Raw genomic sequence first — 18,487 nt, 5'->3', positions numbered from 1 at the left:
TCATGTCCCTGCAGAACCCGATCCCCGTCACCGCCGTCGACGACCCGCTGAGCGCGACGCCCGCGCCGCCTCGAGTGGTCCGCAGCCACTTCCTCGCGCGGATCCTCCGGGACCGCCGCGCGCTCGTCGGCGTCGTGATCCTCGCCCTCTTCGTGCTGCTCTCGCTGGCGGCTCCGCTCCTCTCGCCCGGCGATCCGAACACCGCCGTCGTCGCCGGCTCCGAGCCGCCCTCGCTCGCGCACCTGCTCGGCACGACGGCCAAGGGCGAGGACGTGCTCGCCCTGCTGATCTGGGGCTCGCGCAGCTCGCTCTCGATCGGCTTCGCGGTCGGCATCGCCGCCACCGCCGTCGGCCTGATCGTCGGCCTGGCCTCCGCCTACTTCGGCCGCGTCGTCGACGACGTGCTCTCGGTCGTCACCAACGTCTTCCTGCTCATCCCCGGGCTGCCGCTGCTGATCATCCTCGCCGCGTTCCTGCCGCCGGGGCCGGCCACGATCGTCCTGGTCCTCGTCGCCACCGGCTGGGCGGGCTCGGCCCGCGTCATCCGCTCGCAGGCGCTCTCGCTGCGCGGCAAGGACTTCATCGACGCCTCCGTGGTCACCGGCGAGCGCTCGCCGCACATCATGCTGCGCGAGATGCTCCCCAACATGGCGTCCGTCGTGATGAGCACCTTCCTCGCCTGCGTCATCTTCGGCATCGGCGCCCAGGCCGGCCTCGAGTTCCTCGGCCTCGGCGACGTCTCCTCGGTCAGCTGGGGCACGAACCTCTACTGGTCCAGCATCGAGGGCTCCCTCATCCGCGCGACCTGGTGGACCTTCGTCCCCTCGGGCGTCGCGATCGCTCTCGTCGCCTTCTCGCTCGCCCTCATCAACTACGCGGTCGACGAGATCACCAACCCGCGTCTCATCCGCGCCACGAAGAAGGGCTCCCGGAAATGAGCACCCTCCCCTCCCAGGACGACGTCGTCCTCGACGTCCGCAACCTCACCGTCGAGTACGAGACCGCCACCGGAACCGTGCGCGCCGTCGACGACGTGTCCTTCACCATCCGCCGCGGTGAGACCTTCGGCTTGGCCGGCGAGTCCGGCAGCGGCAAGTCCACCATCGCCACGGCGATCCTGCGGCTGCTCGGCGCCAACGGCCGGGTCGTCTCCGGCTCGATCCACTGCGACGGCGTCGACGTCACCTCGCTCGGCGCCGAGGAGCTGCGCCGCTTCCGCTGGAGCCGCGTCTCGATGGTGTTCCAGAGCGCGATGAACGCGCTCAACCCGGTGATGACCGTCGGCGACCAGATCGTCGACGTCCTCACCACGCACCGCGGCGACAGCCGGCGGGCGGCCAGGGCCCGCGCGGCCGAGCTGCTCGAGCTGGTCGGGATCGACCCCGCCCGCATCGACGCCTTCCCGCACCAGCTCTCCGGCGGGATGCGCCAGCGCGCCGTCATCGCGATCGCCCTCGCGCTCGAGCCGCCGATGCTGATCATGGACGAGCCGACCACCGCGCTCGACGTGGTCGTGCAGCAGGAGATCATCCACGAGATCAAGGAGCTCCAGCGCCGGCTGGGCTTCGCGATCCTCTTCATCACCCACGACCTCTCGCTCATGGTCGAGATCTCGCAGCGACTCGGCGTGATGCGCCACGGCCGGCTGCTCGAGAGCGGGGTCTCCCGCGAGGTCTACGCGAACCCGCAGAGCGACTACACCCGCACGCTGATCGCGGCGTTCCCGCCGATCCAGAAGGGCGGACCGGGAGCCGCCGCGGTCGCGCCCACGCCGCAGGAGACCGACGTGGTCGTCTCCCTCGGCGGGCTGACCAAGGAGTTCCGCACGGGTGGGCTCTTCTCGAAGAAGTCGACCGTCGCGGTGGACCACGCCGACCTCGAGCTGCACCGCGGCGAAATCATGGCCCTGGTCGGCGAGTCGGGCAGCGGGAAGAGCACCATCGCCCGGATGCTCGCGCGGCTGGTCGAGCCGACCTCCGGCCGCATGGTGGTCGGCGGCGTCGACGTGCTGGCGAAGGAGCCGCGGCGGGCGTCCCGCTCCTACCGCCGCACCGTGCAGATGGTCTTCCAGGACCCGTTCGGCTCGCTGAACCCGACCAAGAAGGTCCGTCACTTCCTCGAGCGGCCCCTGGTGCTGCACGCCCCCGAGCTGAGCGCCCGCGAGCGCGCGGCCCGCGCAGAGGAGCTCCTGCTCTCGGTCGAGCTCGACCCGGCCTTCCTCGACCGCTACCCGCACGAGCTCTCCGGCGGCCAGCGCCAGCGCGTCGCCGTCGCCCGGGCCCTCGCCGCCGACCCGACGGTCATCCTCGCCGACGAGCCGACCTCGATGCTCGACGTCTCGGTGCGGATGGGCGTCCTCCAGCTGCTGCGCCGCCTGCGCGACGAGCGCGGGATCTCGATCCTCTACATCACCCACGACCTCGCCTCCGCCCGCTTCCTCGCCGACACCACCAGCGTGATGCTCCAGGGCGTGATCGTCGAGGGCGGCAGCAGCGCCGAGGTGATGGACACGCCCAGCCACCCCTACACGCGCCTGCTGATCTCGGCCGCACCCGACCCGCACCGCACCACGGCCTTCGACCGCGCCGACCGCGCCCGGGCCCGCGCCGAGATCGCGGGCATCACCGCCCGCCGCAGCGCGGGCGCCGACCGCGGGGCCGTGCACTGGGTGACCGCCACGCACTGGGTGAACCGCGACGGCATCGAGGACGCCGACCGGCCCGTCGTCGGCGCCCTCGGCGGCAGCCCGTCCCTGGGCAGCCCGTCGCCGGGCACGCCGTCCCTGGGCACCGCCGATCCGACCCTGCTCCCGAACTCCGGAAGGACCCCTCGATGACCACCATCGCTCTCTCCGTGCGCCCGGCCGTGCACTTCGCACCGGCCCGCCACTGGATGAACGACCCCAACGGCCTGATCTTCCACGACGGCCGCTACCACCTCTACTTCCAGCACAACCCGAGCGGCGACGACTGGGGCAACATGAGCTGGGGCCACGCCTCCAGCGCCGACCTCCTCGAGTGGATCGAGCACCCCGTCGCCCTGCTGCACGACGAGCACGAGGGCGTCTTCTCGGGCTCGATCGTGTTCGACCGCACGAACTCCTCCGGGCTGGGCACCGTCGAGCGGCCGCCGCTCGTCGCGCTGTACACCTCCGCGCGCGAGGGCAGTCAGGCGCAGGCCCTCGCGTCGAGCCTGGACGGCGGCGAGACCTGGACGAAGCACGGCGTGGTCCTGGACCGCGGCACGGCCGACTTCCGCGACCCGAAGGTCTTCCGCCACGGGGACCACTGGATCATGGCGACCGTGGAGGCGCTCGACCGGCAGGTCCACCTCTTCCGCTCGGAGGATCTGCGCGACTGGGAGCCGCTCTCGGTCTTCGGCCCGGCCGGCTCCACCGAGGGGATGTGGGAGTGCCCCGACCTCTTCCCGCTCGACGACCGCTGGGTCCTCGTGATCTCGACCAACCCGGGCAACCCGGCCGGCGGCTCGGGCATGCAGTACTTCGTCGGCGACTTCGACGGCACGATCTTCACCGCCACCTCGTGGGACTGGCTCGACCGCGGCCGCGACTTCTACGCGGGAGTGACGGTGGCCGACGCTCCGGAGCCGACGATGATCGGCTGGATGAGCAACTGGGACTACGCGCACACGGTGCCGACCTCTCCCTGGCGCGGATCCGCCGCTCTGCCCCGCCTGCTCTCGCTCGAGGGCGAGCGGCTGGTGCAGCGTCCGGCGCTCCCGATGACCGGGGAGCCCGACTTCTCCTCCGACGACGCCTCCCCGGAAGCGGGGCTCTTCACGGTCCCGGAGAGCGCGCACGGTCGGGCTCTGCGGATCCGCCTCGTGGGCCGGCCCGCCGAGGCTCCCCTCGAGCTCGTCGTGCGCGCCTCGGCCGACGGCCTGCGCGGCACGATCGTGCGCCTCGAGGAGGGTCGCCTGAGCATCGACCGCCGCGACTCCGGCGACAGCGCCTTCTCGGACATCTTCGCGAGCGTCTCGGAGACCGCGCTCCCGCACCGCCCCGACGGGACCGTCGAGCTCGACGTGTGGGTCGACGCGTCCTCGATCGAGGTGTTCGCCGACGACGGCCGGATCGTCCTCACGGACCAGATCTTCCCCGCCGACGACGACATCGCCGTGCTGCTGCGCTCCGAGTCCGCGGTCCTCGCGGGCGTCTCCCTCGACGTCACCGTGCTCGATGGCACCGCGAGCGGTCCCCGCCTACTGAGCGAGTAGCGCGCGGAGCTGGCGCTGCCTGTCGATCCGACAGCCCGCGAAGCGGGCCCACTCCATGCTGATCGAGTAGCCCGCGCAGCGGGCGTATCGAGATCCACCGTCCTGCAGACCGTGGGTCTCGATACGCGCTGCGCGCTACTCGACCAGCATGGAGGGGCTGCGACGCACTCGCCCCGCGCAGCGTGCCCTGCATGCCGACCCAGCAGCCCGCGCAGCGGCCCCCGCATGCTGATCGAGCAGCCCGCGGCGCGGGCCCCCTGCATGCTGATCGAGCAGCCCGCGGCGAGGGCCCCCTGCATGCTGATCGAGTAGCCCGCGGAGCGGGCGTATCGAGATCCACCGCCATGCAGAGAGTTGGTCTCGATACGCGCTCCGCGCTGCTCGACCAGCATGGATGGCGCAGACACGGCCGTTCTCGGATTCATCGGATTGATGCAGATCCGACTCCAGCCGCTTTCGCAAGAATAGCCGGAACTTTCGCAAGAACGCCTTCTCCGACTTTCGAAAGAATCATCGCGCCCGTCTTTTCCGGGCGCCGCTCGAGAAGTACACGAAACGTTTCGTTTTCTTATTGACACGGGTGTTATCGGCTGCTTAGTCTCGTCCTCGTTCCGAATCACCGGCGATTGGATGCTCTCGACATGACGACCCGACCTGGGGCACGCGACGCCTGCACGGCGACCCGTCCGCCCCTCCTCCCGACACCGGTCGGCACGGCATGGTCATGCCGCTGACCGGCGCGCCCGGGACCACCGTCCCCGGCTCGACCGTGCCCGGCGCCCCCGGCCCGGAGGCGCCCGTCCCCGGCGGCCCGGCGTCGATCCGGGGCCGCTCGAACGCCCGCGGCTTCCGCGCCGCCCGGCGCAGCTTCCGGCGGCACTGGCAGCTCTACCTGCTGATCCTGCCGCCGCTGCTCTACTTCATCGTCTTCAAGTACGTGCCGATGTCGAACGCGACCATCGCGTTCAAGGACTACAACGTCATCGACGGCGTCTGGGGCAGCCCCTGGGTGGGCTTCAAGCACTTCGAGCGGTTCTTCTCGAACCCGATCTTCTGGACGCTGCTGAAGAACACCTTCCTGCTCTCCGCGTACGTGGTGCTGGCCGGCTTCCCGTTCCCGATCCTGCTCGCGCTGGCCCTGAACGAGGTGCGGCTGCGCTTCTTCCAGCGCACCGTGCAGATGGTCACCTACGCGCCCTACTTCATCTCCACCGTCGTCGTGATCTCGATGACGATCCTCTTCCTCTCGCCCAAGCTCGGCCCGGTCAGCGACGTCACGTCGTTCTTCGGACTCGGGGCGATCGACTTCCTCGGCGACCCGGACTTCTTCCGGCACATCTACGTCTTCAGCGACGTCTGGCAGACGACCGGCTATTCCGCGGTCCTCTATCTGGCGGCCCTGTCCTCCATCGACACCTCGCTCTACGAGGCCGCCCGGATGGACGGCGCGAGCCGGCTGCAGAAGATCTGGCACGTCGACATCCCGGGCATCATGCCCACGGCGATCACCATCCTGATCCTCGGCGTCGGCAATGTGATGGCGATCGGATTCGAGAAGGCCTTCCTCCTGCAGAACTCCCTCAATCTCTCGCAGTCCGAGATCATCCCCACCTACGTCTACAAGGTGGGTCTGCTCAACGCCGACTTCAGTCAGGCCGCGGCCATCGGGCTCTTCAACGGAATGATCAATCTGGTCCTGCTCCTGGGCGTCAACTCGCTCGCGAAGCGGATCACGGGACAGGGGCTCTGGTGACCGCACTCGACACGCCATCGACCACCGCTCACGAGGACGGCGAGGCCTCCCGGCCGCCGCGCCGCCGGCAGCGAGCGACCCGGATCAAGGACCCGATGGTCGACCGCGTCTTCATGATCGCCGTCTACGTCCTGCTCACGACGTTCCTGCTCGCAGTCCTCCTGCCGCTGCTCTACATCCTGGCCAGCTCGTTCAGCTCGCCGCTGGCCGTCTCGTCCGGCCGGGTGAGCTTCTGGCCGATCGACTTCACCCTCGAGGGCTACGAGCGCGCCCTCGGCGACTCGACGATCGTCACCGGCTTCGCCAACTCGCTCTTCTACACGGCCGCCGGCACCTTCGTCAGCCTCGCGCTGACCGTCGCGATCGCCTATCCGCTCTCGCGGAAGGACTTCTGGGGCCGCGGCGGGATCACCCTCGGCGTCATCTTCACGATGCTCTTCGCCGGCGGCATCATCCCCACCTATCTGGTGGTGCAGCAGCTCGGCCTGCTCGACACCCGCTGGGCGCTGATCCTCCCCCAGGCCGTCGGCGTCTGGCAGGTGATCATCGCCGTCGTCTTCTTCCGCTCCTCCATCCCGGACGAGCTGTACGAGGCGGCGCAGCTGGACGGCGCGAGCGATCTGCGCTTCCTCTGGACGATCGTGCTCCCGCTCTCGAAGCCGCTGCTCGCGGTGGTCGCGCTGATGTACGCGATCTACCAGTGGAACTCCTACTTCGACGCCCTGCTCTATCTCCGCGATCCGAGCCTCTATCCGCTGCAGCTCGTGCTGCGGAACGTCCTGATCCTCAATCAGGCGACACCGGGCATGGACGCGGCCGCGCAGATCGAGCGCCAGCAGCTCGCGGATCTCCTCAAGTACTCGCTGATCGTCATCTCGACGGTCCCGGTGATGATCCTCTATCCCTTCGTCGCCCGGTACTTCAACAAGGGCATCATGCTCGGCGCCGTCAAGGGCTGAGCACCCCGAGCACGGCCCGCACAGGGCCGACTCCCCCGGTCGCGCGGAACTCCCCCGCGGCTCTCTCACCCATGGAAGGAAACACCTTGTTCTCTCGCACACAGCACGGCAGAGTCGCCGCGCGGAGGAAGCACCTCCTCCTCGGCGCCGTCCTCACCACCGCGATCATCGGGCTCACCGGTTGCACCGGCGAGAGCCCGGAGGCGGACCGCAAGGTCATCCGGATCTTCGGCGAGCAGGGCGCGCAGATCGACCTGAACACCAACTCGTTCACCAAGGTCCTCGAGGACAAGTTCGACGTCGACATCCAGTTCGAGACCACGTCCTACGGCGCGTCCGAGGCGGCCGAGGCACGCCAGATCTCGCTCGCCGGCGGCGACCTGCCCGAGGCGTACATGCTCGTCCCCTGGGCCTCGCAGTTCAGCCGCGCCGAGCTCCAGCGCTACGGCGACCAGGGCCTGCTCGTGCAGCTCAACGACCTCATCGACGAGAACGGCCCGAACATCAAGGCGGCCCTCGACGCGGAGCCGGGCTTCAAGGAGCTCACCGAGACTCCGGACGGGAAGATCTGGGGCCTGCCGCAGTGGAACGACTGCTACCACTGCTCCTACCCCTACAAGTTCTGGATCAACACCGATTGGCTCGACACCCTCGGGCTCGCCGCTCCCACCACGCCCGACGAGTTCTTCGCGGTGATGCAGGCCTTCAAGACCCAGGATCCGAACGGCAACGGCCAGGCTGACGAGATCCCGCTGACCGGCAGCACCCAGCAGTCGCTGGTGCCGTACATCATGAACGCCTTCATCTACAACGCGTTCAACACCGGCTCCGGAGCGAACGGGCAGCCCGTCTCGCTCGGTCTCGACGGCGACACCGTGCAGCTGCAGACCATGCAGAACGGCTGGCGCGACGGCCTCAAGTTCCTCCGCAAGCTGTGGGACGCCGGCCTGATCGACCCCGCCACCTTCTCGCAGGGCGGCGACCAGATGACCGCGACCGGCAACGCGGCGCAGGGCGTGCTCATCGGCGGCTTCACCGCCATCCACCCCGGATTCGCCGTGACCATCGGCCAGGAGGACGGGCGCGACACGCAGTACGACCTGCTCCCGCCGCTCACAGGCCCCGGCGGCCAGAACGCCACCTTCCTGCTCCCGAGCGTCCCCGGTGCGACCTTCGTCGTGACCAAGGCGGCCGACGAGGTGGAGCAGAAGGTCATCGTCGAGATGATGGACTACCTCTTCTCGCCCGAGGGCCACGTCCGCGGCGAGTTCGGCGAGGAGGGCATCGGCTGGCGCGCGCCCGAGGAGGGCGAGATCGCGCTGGATCAGAGCCTCGAGCCGTCCCTCGTCGACACCAAGATGGACGAGTCGAACGAGGCCGACTACAACGGCAACTGGGGCCCAATGGCCCAGGTGTTCGACACGGCCGAGTTCCGCGCCAGCCAGGTCCAGCCGCTCGACATCTACACCGAGGCGGGCTTCGAGCGCCGCCTGTTCGAGGCGACCGACCAGTACGCCGGCAAGGAGTCGGACGCGATGTTCCCCTACTGGAACATCTGGGTCCCCTCCGAGGACGCCAGCGAGCTCTCCACCCTCACCGCCAACGTCGAGAGCAGCGTCGCCACGGCGACCGCCGAGTTCGTCACCGGGGTCCGCGACCCCGCGAGCGACGCCGACTGGCAGTCCTACCTCGACGCCCTGACCAGCCTCGGCGCGGACCGCTACGCCGAGATCTGGCAGAGCGCCTACGACCAGTAGCGGCACGCGCGTCCCCTCCCCTCGCCCGCGACCCGGGCGGCGGGAGGGGACTCCGCTGTCCGCGCCCGCACCGCTGCATGTCCGACGCACCAAGCCCGACGCCCCACGCACGACGCACCCCCAAGGAGCACCGCATGACCCTCGCCCAGGAGTGGAACGACCCCGACGTGTTCGAGTGGGGCACGGAGCCGGCGCACGCCGTGCTCACCCCCTTCGCCACGCTCGACGCCGCACTGGAGGGCGACCGCGCGAGCACGCCGCTCGCGCACAGCCTCGACGGCGACTGGCGCTTCCACTGGGCGCCGGACCCGGCAGCCCGCCTGGACGGCTTCGCGGCCGAGGACTGGGACGACTCGGCCTGGCCGACCATCCCGGTCCCCGCCAGCTGGCAGCTGCACGGCTACGACTTCCCGATCGGCACCAATCTCGTGCTGCCGTGGACCGGCGCGAACGGGCGGCACGAGCAGCCGGACCCGCGCGGCGACTACCCGAACGCGCCGACCCTCTACAACCCGGTCGCCCAGTACCGCACCGCCTTCGAGCTGCCGGACGGCTGGGCCGAGCGCCGCACCTTCCTCCAGTTCGACGGCGTGGAGTCGGCATGCTCGGTCTGGCTCAACGGGCAGCGCCTCGGCTACCGGGAGGACAGCTACACGACCGGCGAGTTCGAGGTCACGGAGCACGTGCGGGCCGGCTCGAACATCCTCGCCGTCGAGGTGCACCGCTGGTGCACGGGCTCCTACCTCGAGAACCAGGACAACGTCCGCCTCTCCGGGATCTTCCGGAGCGTGCGGCTGCTCTCGCGCGCGGCGGCGATGATCCGCGACGTCACGGTGCGCACCCCGCTCGATGACACGTTCACCGCCGGGTCGGTCGAGGTGTCGGTCGCGATCGACGCGCACGCCGGGGCGCCCGCGGCCGGTCTCGAGCTCCGCACGCGGCTGTTCGACGGCACCGCGCCGGGTGCGGCGGAGGTCGGCGAGCAGAGCCGGACGGTCGCTCTCGACGCCGACGGACGCGCGGCGAGCCAGGCGAGCATCCCCGTCTCGTCCCCGCGACTCTGGTCCGCGGAGACGCCCGAGCTCTCCACGCTCGTCGTCGAGCTGAGCGACGCGACCGGCGCCGTCCTCGAGCGCGTCGCCTTGAGGGTCGGCTTCCGCCGCGTCGAGATCGTGGACGGCGTGCTGCTCGTGAACGGCCGAGTGGTGTCGCTCCGCGGCGTCAACCGGCACGAGTGGAGCCCGCGCACCGGCCGCACGCTGAGCCGCGACGACATGATCGCGGACATCCGGCTGATGAAGCAGAGCAACATCACCGCCGTCCGCACCTCGCACTACCCGAACGACCCGCGCTGGTACGACCTGGCCGACGAGTACGGGCTCTACCTCGTCGACGAGGCGAACAACGAGACGCACATCAACCGCATCGACGACGACGGGACACCCTTCCTGCCCGGCGACCGCCCGGAGCTGCGCGCTCCCCTGCTCCAGCGGATGCGCAGCATGGTCGAGCGGGACAAGAACCACCCCAGCGTGATCGCCTGGTCGATCGGCAACGAGTCCGGAGTCGGCGCGAACCTGCAGGCGATGTACGAGTGGGCGAAGAAGCACGACCCGACCCGCCCCGTCAGCTATCAGGACCCCGTCGGCTCCGGCACCTGGGTCGTCCCGGCCGGTCTCTCGGACTTCGACGGCGACTTCTACCCGCCGGTCGCGCAGTTCGCCGAGCGCTCGCGCCGGGATCCGCGGCCCTACCTGCTGGTCGAGTACGCCTTCAGCCAGGGCAACACCTCCGGCTACCTCGAGGAGTACTGGGCGGCCGCCCGCGAGGACCCGCGCGCGATGCCCGGCGGCTTCCTCTGGGACTGGGCCGACAAGGGCCTGTACTGGCCGCGCCCCGATCGGCCCGAGGAGGAGTTCCTCGCCTACGGCGGCGACTGGGGCGACGAGCCGAACCAGGAGAGCGCCCACATGAGCGGCCTCGTCCTCGCCGACCGCACGCCGACCCCGAAGCTGGCTGAGGCGGCGCTCGCCTACCAGCCGGTCTCCCTCACCGCGGTCGATCTGCGCGCCGGCGAGCTCCTCGTCGCGAACGAGCACCTGTTCACCGGGCTCGACGGCTACGTCGTGCACTGGACCGTGTCGGCGGACGGCGAGCCGGTGCAGCAGGGGTCGCTGCCCGGCGCGGAGTGGGCCATCGGCCCGCAGGAGGAGGGGCGGGTCACGGTGCCGTACCCGCTGCCGGAGCCGGCTGCGCAGGACACGGCGCGCGAGTACCGCCTCGACGTGCAGCTGGCACTCGCCGCTCCCACCGCCTGGGCGGAGGAGGGACACGTCGTCGCGCGCGCCCAGTTCGAGCTGCCCGTCGACGCCTCTGCGGCCCGCCGCCGGGCGCCGCGGGAGCTGCCGCCGGTGACCGCGACCGAGGAGGGCACGGCGATCGTCGTGCGCGGGCCCGCGTTCTCCGCGACCGTCGACCGCTCCACCGGGCGCCTGACCTCGCTCCGCTACGGCGGTCGCGAGCGGCTCGCCGCGCCGCTGCTGCCGAACTTCTGGCGCACCCCGAACGACCCCGAGCTCTCGATCCCGGACATCCGGCTCGAGCGCCCGGAGCCGTCGCTGCCCTGGCGCGGCGTCGGCGAGGAGTGGGCGATCGATCGGGTCGACGTCGAGGAGACGCCGGGCGCCGTCCGCATCACGGTCGACGGGTCGGTGACCACGGCGGTGCCGTTCCGGCCGAGCGGCCGGGTGACGACCTCTCCGCAGTCGATCGTCTACATGATCCACGGCACGGGCCAGGTCGACGTGCTCTCCACCTTCTCGCCGGTCGAGGGCACGCCGAACCCGCAGGTCGTCGGCACCACGTTCGGGCTCGCGCCGGAGCTCTCGACCCTGCACTGGCACGGCCGCGGCCCGCACGAGTCGTCCGCCGACCGCCGCGCGTCGGCGTTCTTCGGCCGCTGGAGCGGTGCCGTCGCCGACCAGCCGACCCGCTACAGCCGGCCGCAGGACAGCGCGAACAAGGCCGACACCCGCTGGGCGGCCCTCGTCGACGGCGGCGGCGCGGGCGTGCTCGTCCTGGCCTGCGGCGGCACGTCAGGCGGCGGCACGTCGGTCGAGAGCATGTTCTTCAACGCTCAGCCGAACAGCCCGGACGAGCTGGCCGACCGCCGGCACTGGCACGAGGTGCCTGCGTCGACGAGGACGGTCGTCCGGGTCGACGCCGCCCAGGAGGGCCTCCAGGGCGGCAACTGGGACGTGCAGACCCGCCCGGAGAAGTACAGCAACACCCCGGAGAAGGGCCCCTACCGCCAGCACTTCCGCCTCCTCCCCCTGCGCAGCGGCGAGGACCCGGCGTCGGTCGCCGCCGCCGCCGTGCCCACCGAGTCCCCCGTGTCGCAGCCTGAGCGGGTGCCTGCCTGACCGCGGCGGGTCCCGACGCGCCCTGCGCGCTGCTCGACCAGCATGTGCGGACGCACGCCGGCGCACCCTGTGCGGTTCCTGCAGTACGTACGGGCTCGCACCGACGTCCTGGGGGCGATGCGTGCTGATCGAGTAGCTCGCGCAGCGGGCGTATCGAGATCCCCCCACCGTCAGAACGGTGCGGGAACATCGACGAAGTGCGGCCGAGGGGGCGGGTCGGGCGGCCGCCCGGGCAGTGGGGGCGGGCGGTTGCTGATCCGCCGGCCGGTGGGGCTCGTCCACACGAGGGTCCCCTGGTCGTCGATTCTGTCGTAGCTCCACTGGTCCCCGTGCCGGACGTGGTGGTGCGAAGTGCAGAGCGAGACGAGGTTCTCGAGGGAGGTCTCGCCGCCGTTGCGCCACTCGAGGGTGTGGTCGGCCTCGCTTGTGCTGGCGGGCCGGGTGCAGCCGGCGAAGCGGCAGGTCTGGTCCCGCAGCTGCAGGTGCAGGCGCATCTGCGGCGGTGGGACGCGGTGGGTGCGGCCCACGGAGACGACCGCGCCGGTATCGGAGTCGGTGAGGACGCGGGTGAAGGAGGCTGCGGTGCGGATCAGCTCGCGCGCGATCGGTGCGGGGACCGGTCCGTAGCCGTCGAGATCCGCGTGCGCATCGTCGAGACCGACCGCGGTCGAGGCGGCGAGGGTGAGGCGCACCTCGGCCCGCACTCCGGGGACGAAGGTCGGGTCGGGTCGGTGCTCGGGGTCCGGGGTGGTGCCGGCGATGTCGCCGTCGCAGAGCAGGTCGACCGCGGCGTCCGCGCTGAGCTGCTGGAGGGTGCGCGGGTCGCCGTCGTCGCGGAGGGTGCGGGCGATGCGGAGGGTGCGGGCGATGCGGCGGAGGCGGTCGTACGCGCCCGTCACCGCCGGCGCGGGAGCGTGGACGCAGAGGGTGGCCATCCCGTCGACGTCCGGGGTGACCCAGACGGCGCGGTTCAGCGTGGCTCGGGAGTGGCGCTCGGCAAGGGGCTGCTCGTGCAGCGCCTCGCGCCAGCGGCTCAGTGTGCGACGCAGCTGGGTCGTCGTCATCGTGAGCGCGGCGTCGGCCGCGCGCTCGTCGAGGGCCGCGCGGGAGGCCTCGGGAAGGCTGATCGCGGTTCTGCAGATCGCCTCGCCCGCCTCCCAGAGGATCCGCGCGTCCCTGAGCAGGGCGCGAGTGAGCGGCAGGTGCTCCATCAGCATCTGCGCGGTCTCGAGGCGGCGCGAGACGTCTCGCTCGGAGACGCCGAGCGTTACCGCGAGCTCGGCGCGGATGGAGCGCTCGACGAGGTCCCGGGTCTCACTGCGGGACGTGCCGCGAGCGAACGATTCCGGGACGGTGAGCGCGACGCGGTAGCCGCGGTGGATGCGTTCCGCGGTTCTCAGGTGCGTCGGGGATGCGGCGCGCTCGGTGGCGGCGGCGTCGGTGAAGCAGTCGCGCACCTCCGCGAGTGCTGCCGCATTCTCATCTTCTGACATACGCGTATTGAAGCAGGAGCCACCGACACCGGGACCGGAACCATGGGCTGATCGGGGACAACGCCGTCGGATCGACGAGTGTGGAGGAGACTCGCTCCCGGATGTCTCGGCGATGTGGGGTCTCGATACGCCGCCGAAGGCGGCTACTCGACCAACGGGTGGGTCTACTGGGAAGAGACGTCCGCAGACATGCTGGTCGAGTAGCCCCGAAGGGGCGTATCGAGACCCGCCCAGCGTGAGGACGGCTGTCTCTTCCCCGCCCTGCGCCGGCACCGAAGGCGCCCCCTCCGCTCGATCTGCCGCTGGAGGCGGCTACTCGACCAGCACGATGGGCTGCCTCGGTGGCTCTTCGTGGCAGCAGGAGTGGCCGCATCGGTGGCTGCTGGACGGGCACGAGCGGCCGCCCTGCGGGCTGACCGGCGACCGCGCGGGGCCCTGTCACCGCACCGTAGCGACCACGGGCCCCGTCCCGACCTCGGTGCGCGCGTGGGTTCGGCGGCGTCGCCGTCAGCGCCGGGTGAGGAGCGCGACGTGGATCTCCTCCGCGAGGAGGTCCAGCGCTCGCGCGTGAGCGGCGAGGGAGTCCCGCCCGGCACGCGTGATCGAGAACTGCGCGATGCGCAGCAGCATCGTTCGACGGTGTCCTTCCAGGAGCACCATGCCTCGGTTCGCGAGCTCGCGGAGTCGTGACCGCAACTGCACGAGGCCGATCCGGTGATCCACTCGAACCGCCAGAGCCGACAGCAGGCGCGACTCATCGCAGTTCACGCCTCGCGCGAGCTCGATGAGGATCAGGGCGTCGAGGGAGCGGCCGGCGGCGCAGGAGCGGCAGGTGATGGGAACCGCGTCAGGGCGGAAGGCTGCCATCAGGAGCGGAGGCCGAGTGATCGGGGGTGCGGTGAGCGCAAGGTCATCCCTGGGGGAAAGGGGCGGGCGGTGGCGGGCGGGGACGTCGGCGTGCTGATCGAGTGGGCTGCGGAGTGGGTGGGTCGAGATCCACCGCGGTGGGCGGGGTGTGTCTCGATACGCCGCCTGCGGCGGCTACTCGACCAGCAGGAAAGAGGCACGCCGGGGGCTACTCGGCCGGCGTGCGCCGGGTCACTCGAAGAGGGAGAGGGTGAGCGTCGAGCTGTAGTCGCCGGCGTCGACGGTGGTGGGGGTCTTGAGGGTCAGGGCCGCGTTCGCGGTCCAGGAGCCCTCCTCGGCCACTCCGGCGCTGTCGTTGGTGATGGCGAGGAGCTCCTGGTCGACGAGGCCGACGCCGTCGGGGCCGCCGTCGAGGGCGGTGTCGACGACGTCGCCCTCGGCGACCAGGCCCGAGTCGCCGCCGTCGATCAGGTTCGGGGCCCAGCCGAGGTTCTCGGCGCCGATGGTGTCGCCGGTCGACGAGGTGAAGTCGCTGGCGGTTCCGAGGACGTACCAGCCGGCCCCGGCCGGGATGTCGGCGGCGTCGCGGGTGTCGGTGACGGTGACCGTGGGGAGGGTGCCCGTGAACTGGCGAGCCACGCTGGTCGAGCCGTTCTCGGTCAGGGCGGTGGAGTCGCTCGCGACGGTCATCGAGAGCGAGCCGGGCGTGGTGAGCGGCGCGATCTGCACGTTGACGTCGACGTCGTCGGCGCCCTGCTGCTCGTCGGCGAACGCGGTGCCGGCGACGCCGAGCAGGAGCAGGCCTCCGGCGATGCCGGCGGTTCCGCGGAGGAGGAAGGAGCGAGCCGTGGAGGTGTGGTTCTGCATGCGGGTGTTCTCCGTTCTCGAGACGGCGTCGTCGCCGTCCGGTTCAGTGGTGTGGGGTCGGTGGTGTCGGGTGGTCGGTGGGAGGCGCGAGCGCGTCAGCCGCAGCTCGCCGCCGCGTACGGCGCCGTGGCCGTCGCGGTGGCGGGCTTGCCCGCGACGAACGCGGTGGCCGTGGCGGTCGCGGAGCCGGCGGGCAGCGCGGCGGTGCGGGTCGTGAACGAGTGGGTGACGCTCTTGCCCGCGGCCACCTCCTCGAACGTCTTCGAGCCCGAGGTCGAGGTGACGACCATCTTCACCGGGAAGGCGTTCGGATTCGTCGCGACGACCGAGAGGACGACCTTGCCCTGCACGCAGCGGGTCGAGGCCGTGGCCGTCGACGTGATGGCGGGAGCCGCCGGGGGCGCCGTGGCCGTGATCGTCGCCACGGCGAGGGTCGCTGACGAGTTCTGCAGCCGTCCCGTCACCTGGACGGTGTCGCCGGCCTTCTTCAGTCCTGAGAGGTCGGCCGTGCGCCAGGTCACGCCGACGGTCTCGCTGTGGCCGTCCCGGAAGCCGGCCGAGACGGTGGCGGGCAGTGCCACCGTCGTGGCGCCGACCGGGGCGGTGGCGGCGACGGGCTTCACGGAGGTGACCAGGAGGGCCGGGTTCCACTTCGCGGCGAGCGCGTCGCGCTCCTTCGCCGTGATCGACAGGACGGAGCCGTGCCGGGGCGAGCTCGGCAGCGAGAACGCGGCGGGGTAGGTCCACTGGATGTCGCCCTCGAGCGAGTTCGTCGCGAGCGGGATGTAGCCCACTCCCCCGTAGTTGTCGACCCAGAGGAAGTACCGGTAGCCGCTGGTGTCGCCGGGGTTGGCGCGGAAGATCTCGGGTCCCTCCACCTCGGGAGTGCCGGCGGTGCGGCCGATGCAGGTGTCGAGGAGGCTCCAGGCGCCGGAGGCGGTGGTGGCGCGGAGGTCGCTGGAGCGCTGGGCGATGATGTCCGGCGACGGGCACCCGGAGGACTGGGTGGCCTTGGTGAAGCGGTAGTACTGATCGCCCTCCCTGAGCACGGTCGCGTCGATCAGGCCGTTGCCCTTGTTCAGCCCGGCGATGTCCGCGGAGGCGAACCACGGCTCCGGCTCGGTGAAGGTGCGGAAGTCGCGGGTGATCGAGGTGACGATCTGCGGCCCGTTGCCGTCGGGCCGGGTGCGCGCGTCGTCGAGGTACATCGAGGAGGTCCAGTAGACGACGTAGGCGTCGATGGCCGGGTCGTAGGTCGCCTCGGGCGCCCAGGTCATCCCGGCGTTCGGGACGTTGACCTCGATGTGGCGCTGCTCGCCCCAGTTCACGAGATCGGTGGACTCCCAGACCTCCAGATGGCGGCTGCCGTTGCTGGTCGCGTCTCCCCAGCCCGAGCGGCCGACGGAGAGGTCGGTCGCGAGGAGGAAGAAGCGATCGCCCTCGGCCGAGCGCAGGATGTACGGGTCTCGGAGCCCCTGGGTCCCCTCGGTCGAGGTGAGGACCGGCTGGGCGTCGTTGAGGGTCTTCCACTGCAGGGCGTTGTCGCCGTCGGACGTCGCGAAGCGCAGCTTCTCGCCCTCGACGCTGTCGCCGGTGAAGTAGACGAACAGGTAGGCGTTCAGGTCGGCGGGGTCGAGAGGCGAGGCGGCGAGCACGGTGACCGGCAGCGACACCGTCACCGGGGTCGTCCCGTCGACGCGCACGGTGGCGGTCAGAGTGACGGGGGTGTCGGTGCTCCCGCGGGTGACCGAGCCCTTCCGGACGACGTCCGGCTCCGCGCCCTCATCGACGGCGCTGACGACGGCCGGTGCGGAGGAGGACCACTCGATCACCGCGTCCGCGGCTCCCGCTCGGGAGGCGACCGCGTCGAGCTCGGCTCCCGAGTCGGGCAGCGAGAGACTGCCGCGGACCGGCCCCTGCAGCGCCGGGTCGCTGCGCACGGCGTCGGCGACGGCGCGAGCGAGCTCGGCCTGCGCGCTGTCACCGGCGGCGAACGCCTTCACGGTGACGGTGATCGGTGAGCCGATGACGGTCGCCGCCCCGTGGGTGGCGGTCGGGGTCAGCTGCACGACGGCATCGGAGCTGCCGGCGGGCGGCCGGGTGACCGCTCCGGTGCTGGAGACCGTGCGGGGAGCGCTGGAGGACCAGGTGAGAGTCGATCCGTTCGCACCGCCGGCGGGGAGCAACAGATCCGCGGTGACAGCGGACGTGCCGCCGAGCGACACCGCCGCGTCCTTGGTCGCGAGCGCGGAGTGGACGTCCGCGGCGCTCTGCTGGACCTGCTCGGCGGACAGCGCGGAGGACCACACTCGGACGTCGTCGAGTGCACCGGCCCAGAAGGCGTCGGCGCCGTAGAACGACTTGCCGAGGTAGCCCGAGAAGGTGCTGGAGCCGATCGCGGCCGCCGCGGTGGACGTCGTCACCCCACGCCCGACCAGGCTGCCGTCGAGGTAGGTCGAGACGGAGTCGCCGCCGTCGACGACGACGGCCATGTGGACCCAGCGGGCGGCGGGGACCGGAGCCGGAGCGGACGCGCGCACCTCGGTGCCGTTCGTGAGCGCCCCGTAGGCGGACGCGCCGCACTGCGTGGTCGCGAGCAGGTGCGCAGAGACGCCCGACCCCAGAGTGAAGGGCCAGGTGCACTCCGGAGAGCCGCTCCAGAGCAGCCACGCGGACATCGTGACGTCCACGGTGTCGGCCGGGATCAGCCCCGGGGCGATCCGGACGGAGGCGGCGGCCGATCCGCTCGCGCCTCCGGGGAGGGAGAGCGCGCGATCAGAGGCGGACCCGGAGGCCCCGGCCACCGAGCGGGCCCCGGACCCGACGACGGTGCCGGGGTGCGGGTTCGAGGCTCCGTCCGTGACGACCGCCCCGTCAGGGATCGCCGACCCGACGACAGCCGAGGTCCCGACCTCGTCGAAGCTGTAGCGCAGGATCGGCTCCGGCACGGTGGTCGCCGCGCCGGCTGCTCCGAGCGGGGCCATCGCCCCGGTCAGCAGCAGTGCGGCGATCGCCAGGCTCGGCCAGCCGGCCCTGCGTCGTCGGCCGCGGGTCGACTCGGCGGAGGGGCGTCCGGAACGCGGAAGTCGTGACGTCATCAGTGACGCATCCTCTCGGGCTCTGCTTCGAACCA

Annotated in this window: 11 protein-coding genes; 8 read left to right on the top strand and 3 right to left on the bottom strand. The window is 71.3% G+C overall.

Features of this window, described 5'->3' with window-relative positions; translation table 11 throughout:
• The first annotated feature begins 2 nt into the window (after positions 1 to 2).
• The 7 genes from EDF43_RS12605 to EDF43_RS12575 all read left to right on the top strand — a co-directional run bounded on the left by EDF43_RS12605 (position 3) and on the right by EDF43_RS12575 (position 12,127).
• Positions 3 to 938 (top strand): ABC transporter permease, encoded by a 936-nt coding sequence (locus tag EDF43_RS12605; protein ID WP_132437195.1) that lies wholly within the window; start codon positions 3 to 5, stop codon positions 936 to 938.
• Complete coding sequence (locus tag EDF43_RS22150) at positions 935 to 2,836, top strand: ABC transporter ATP-binding protein (RefSeq protein ID WP_132437194.1); 1,902 nt, start codon at positions 935 to 937, stop codon at positions 2,834 to 2,836. The genes EDF43_RS12605 and EDF43_RS22150 overlap by 4 nt, the downstream gene beginning before the upstream one ends.
• On the top strand, positions 2,833 to 4,236 hold the full coding sequence (locus tag EDF43_RS12595; RefSeq protein ID WP_132437193.1) for a glycoside hydrolase family 32 protein: 1,404 nt from the start codon (positions 2,833 to 2,835) through the stop codon (positions 4,234 to 4,236). Before EDF43_RS22150 ends, EDF43_RS12595 begins: the two co-directional genes overlap by 4 nt.
• A 724-nt stretch (positions 4,237 to 4,960) precedes the next feature.
• Positions 4,961 to 5,989, top strand: a complete 1,029-nt coding sequence (locus tag EDF43_RS12590) for an ABC transporter permease subunit (protein WP_132437192.1) — start codon at positions 4,961 to 4,963, stop codon at positions 5,987 to 5,989.
• Positions 5,986 to 6,948, top strand: coding sequence for a carbohydrate ABC transporter permease (locus tag EDF43_RS12585; RefSeq protein ID WP_243646304.1), 963 nt, complete (start codon positions 5,986 to 5,988; stop codon positions 6,946 to 6,948). Before EDF43_RS12590 ends, EDF43_RS12585 begins: the two co-directional genes overlap by 4 nt.
• Before the next feature lie 86 nt (positions 6,949 to 7,034).
• Complete coding sequence (locus EDF43_RS12580) at positions 7,035 to 8,705, top strand: extracellular solute-binding protein (RefSeq protein WP_165909099.1); 1,671 nt, start codon at positions 7,035 to 7,037, stop codon at positions 8,703 to 8,705.
• 134 nt (positions 8,706 to 8,839) lie between these two features.
• Positions 8,840 to 12,127 (top strand): glycoside hydrolase family 2 TIM barrel-domain containing protein, encoded by a 3,288-nt coding sequence (locus EDF43_RS12575; protein ID WP_165909098.1) that lies wholly within the window; start codon positions 8,840 to 8,842, stop codon positions 12,125 to 12,127.
• A 170-nt stretch (positions 12,128 to 12,297) separates the two neighbouring features.
• On the opposite strand, the gene EDF43_RS12570 is transcribed toward EDF43_RS12575, so the two are convergent.
• The gene (locus tag EDF43_RS12570) at positions 12,298 to 13,620 is read right to left on the bottom strand and encodes an HNH endonuclease signature motif containing protein (protein ID WP_132437189.1); all 1,323 of its coding nucleotides are present in this window, start codon (positions 13,618 to 13,620) and stop codon (positions 12,298 to 12,300) included.
• Positions 13,621 to 14,151: 531 nt separating this feature from the next.
• Between EDF43_RS12570 and EDF43_RS21835 the strand changes: the two genes are divergently transcribed.
• On the top strand, positions 14,152 to 14,310 hold the full coding sequence (locus EDF43_RS21835; RefSeq protein ID WP_165909097.1) for a hypothetical protein: 159 nt from the start codon (positions 14,152 to 14,154) through the stop codon (positions 14,308 to 14,310).
• A 408-nt stretch (positions 14,311 to 14,718) separates the two neighbouring features.
• Here EDF43_RS21835 and EDF43_RS12560 read toward each other — a convergent pair whose 3' ends face one another.
• Positions 14,719 to 15,354 (bottom strand): hypothetical protein, encoded by a 636-nt coding sequence (locus EDF43_RS12560; protein ID WP_132437188.1) that lies wholly within the window; start codon positions 15,352 to 15,354, stop codon positions 14,719 to 14,721.
• A 95-nt stretch (positions 15,355 to 15,449) separates the two neighbouring features.
• Entirely contained in the window at positions 15,450 to 18,452 is a 3,003-nt protein-coding gene (locus tag EDF43_RS12555; protein ID WP_165909096.1) for a LamG-like jellyroll fold domain-containing protein, read from the bottom strand.
• Positions 18,453 to 18,487 lie beyond the last annotated feature (35 nt).

It is taken from the genome of Rathayibacter sp. PhB179, from assembly GCF_004345345.1.
In the GTDB taxonomy this organism is placed as follows: domain Bacteria; phylum Actinomycetota; class Actinomycetes; order Actinomycetales; family Microbacteriaceae; genus Rathayibacter; species Rathayibacter festucae.
The sequence above is the reverse complement of the archived record's forward strand: the minus strand, read 5'-3'. Positions and strand labels throughout refer to the sequence as shown.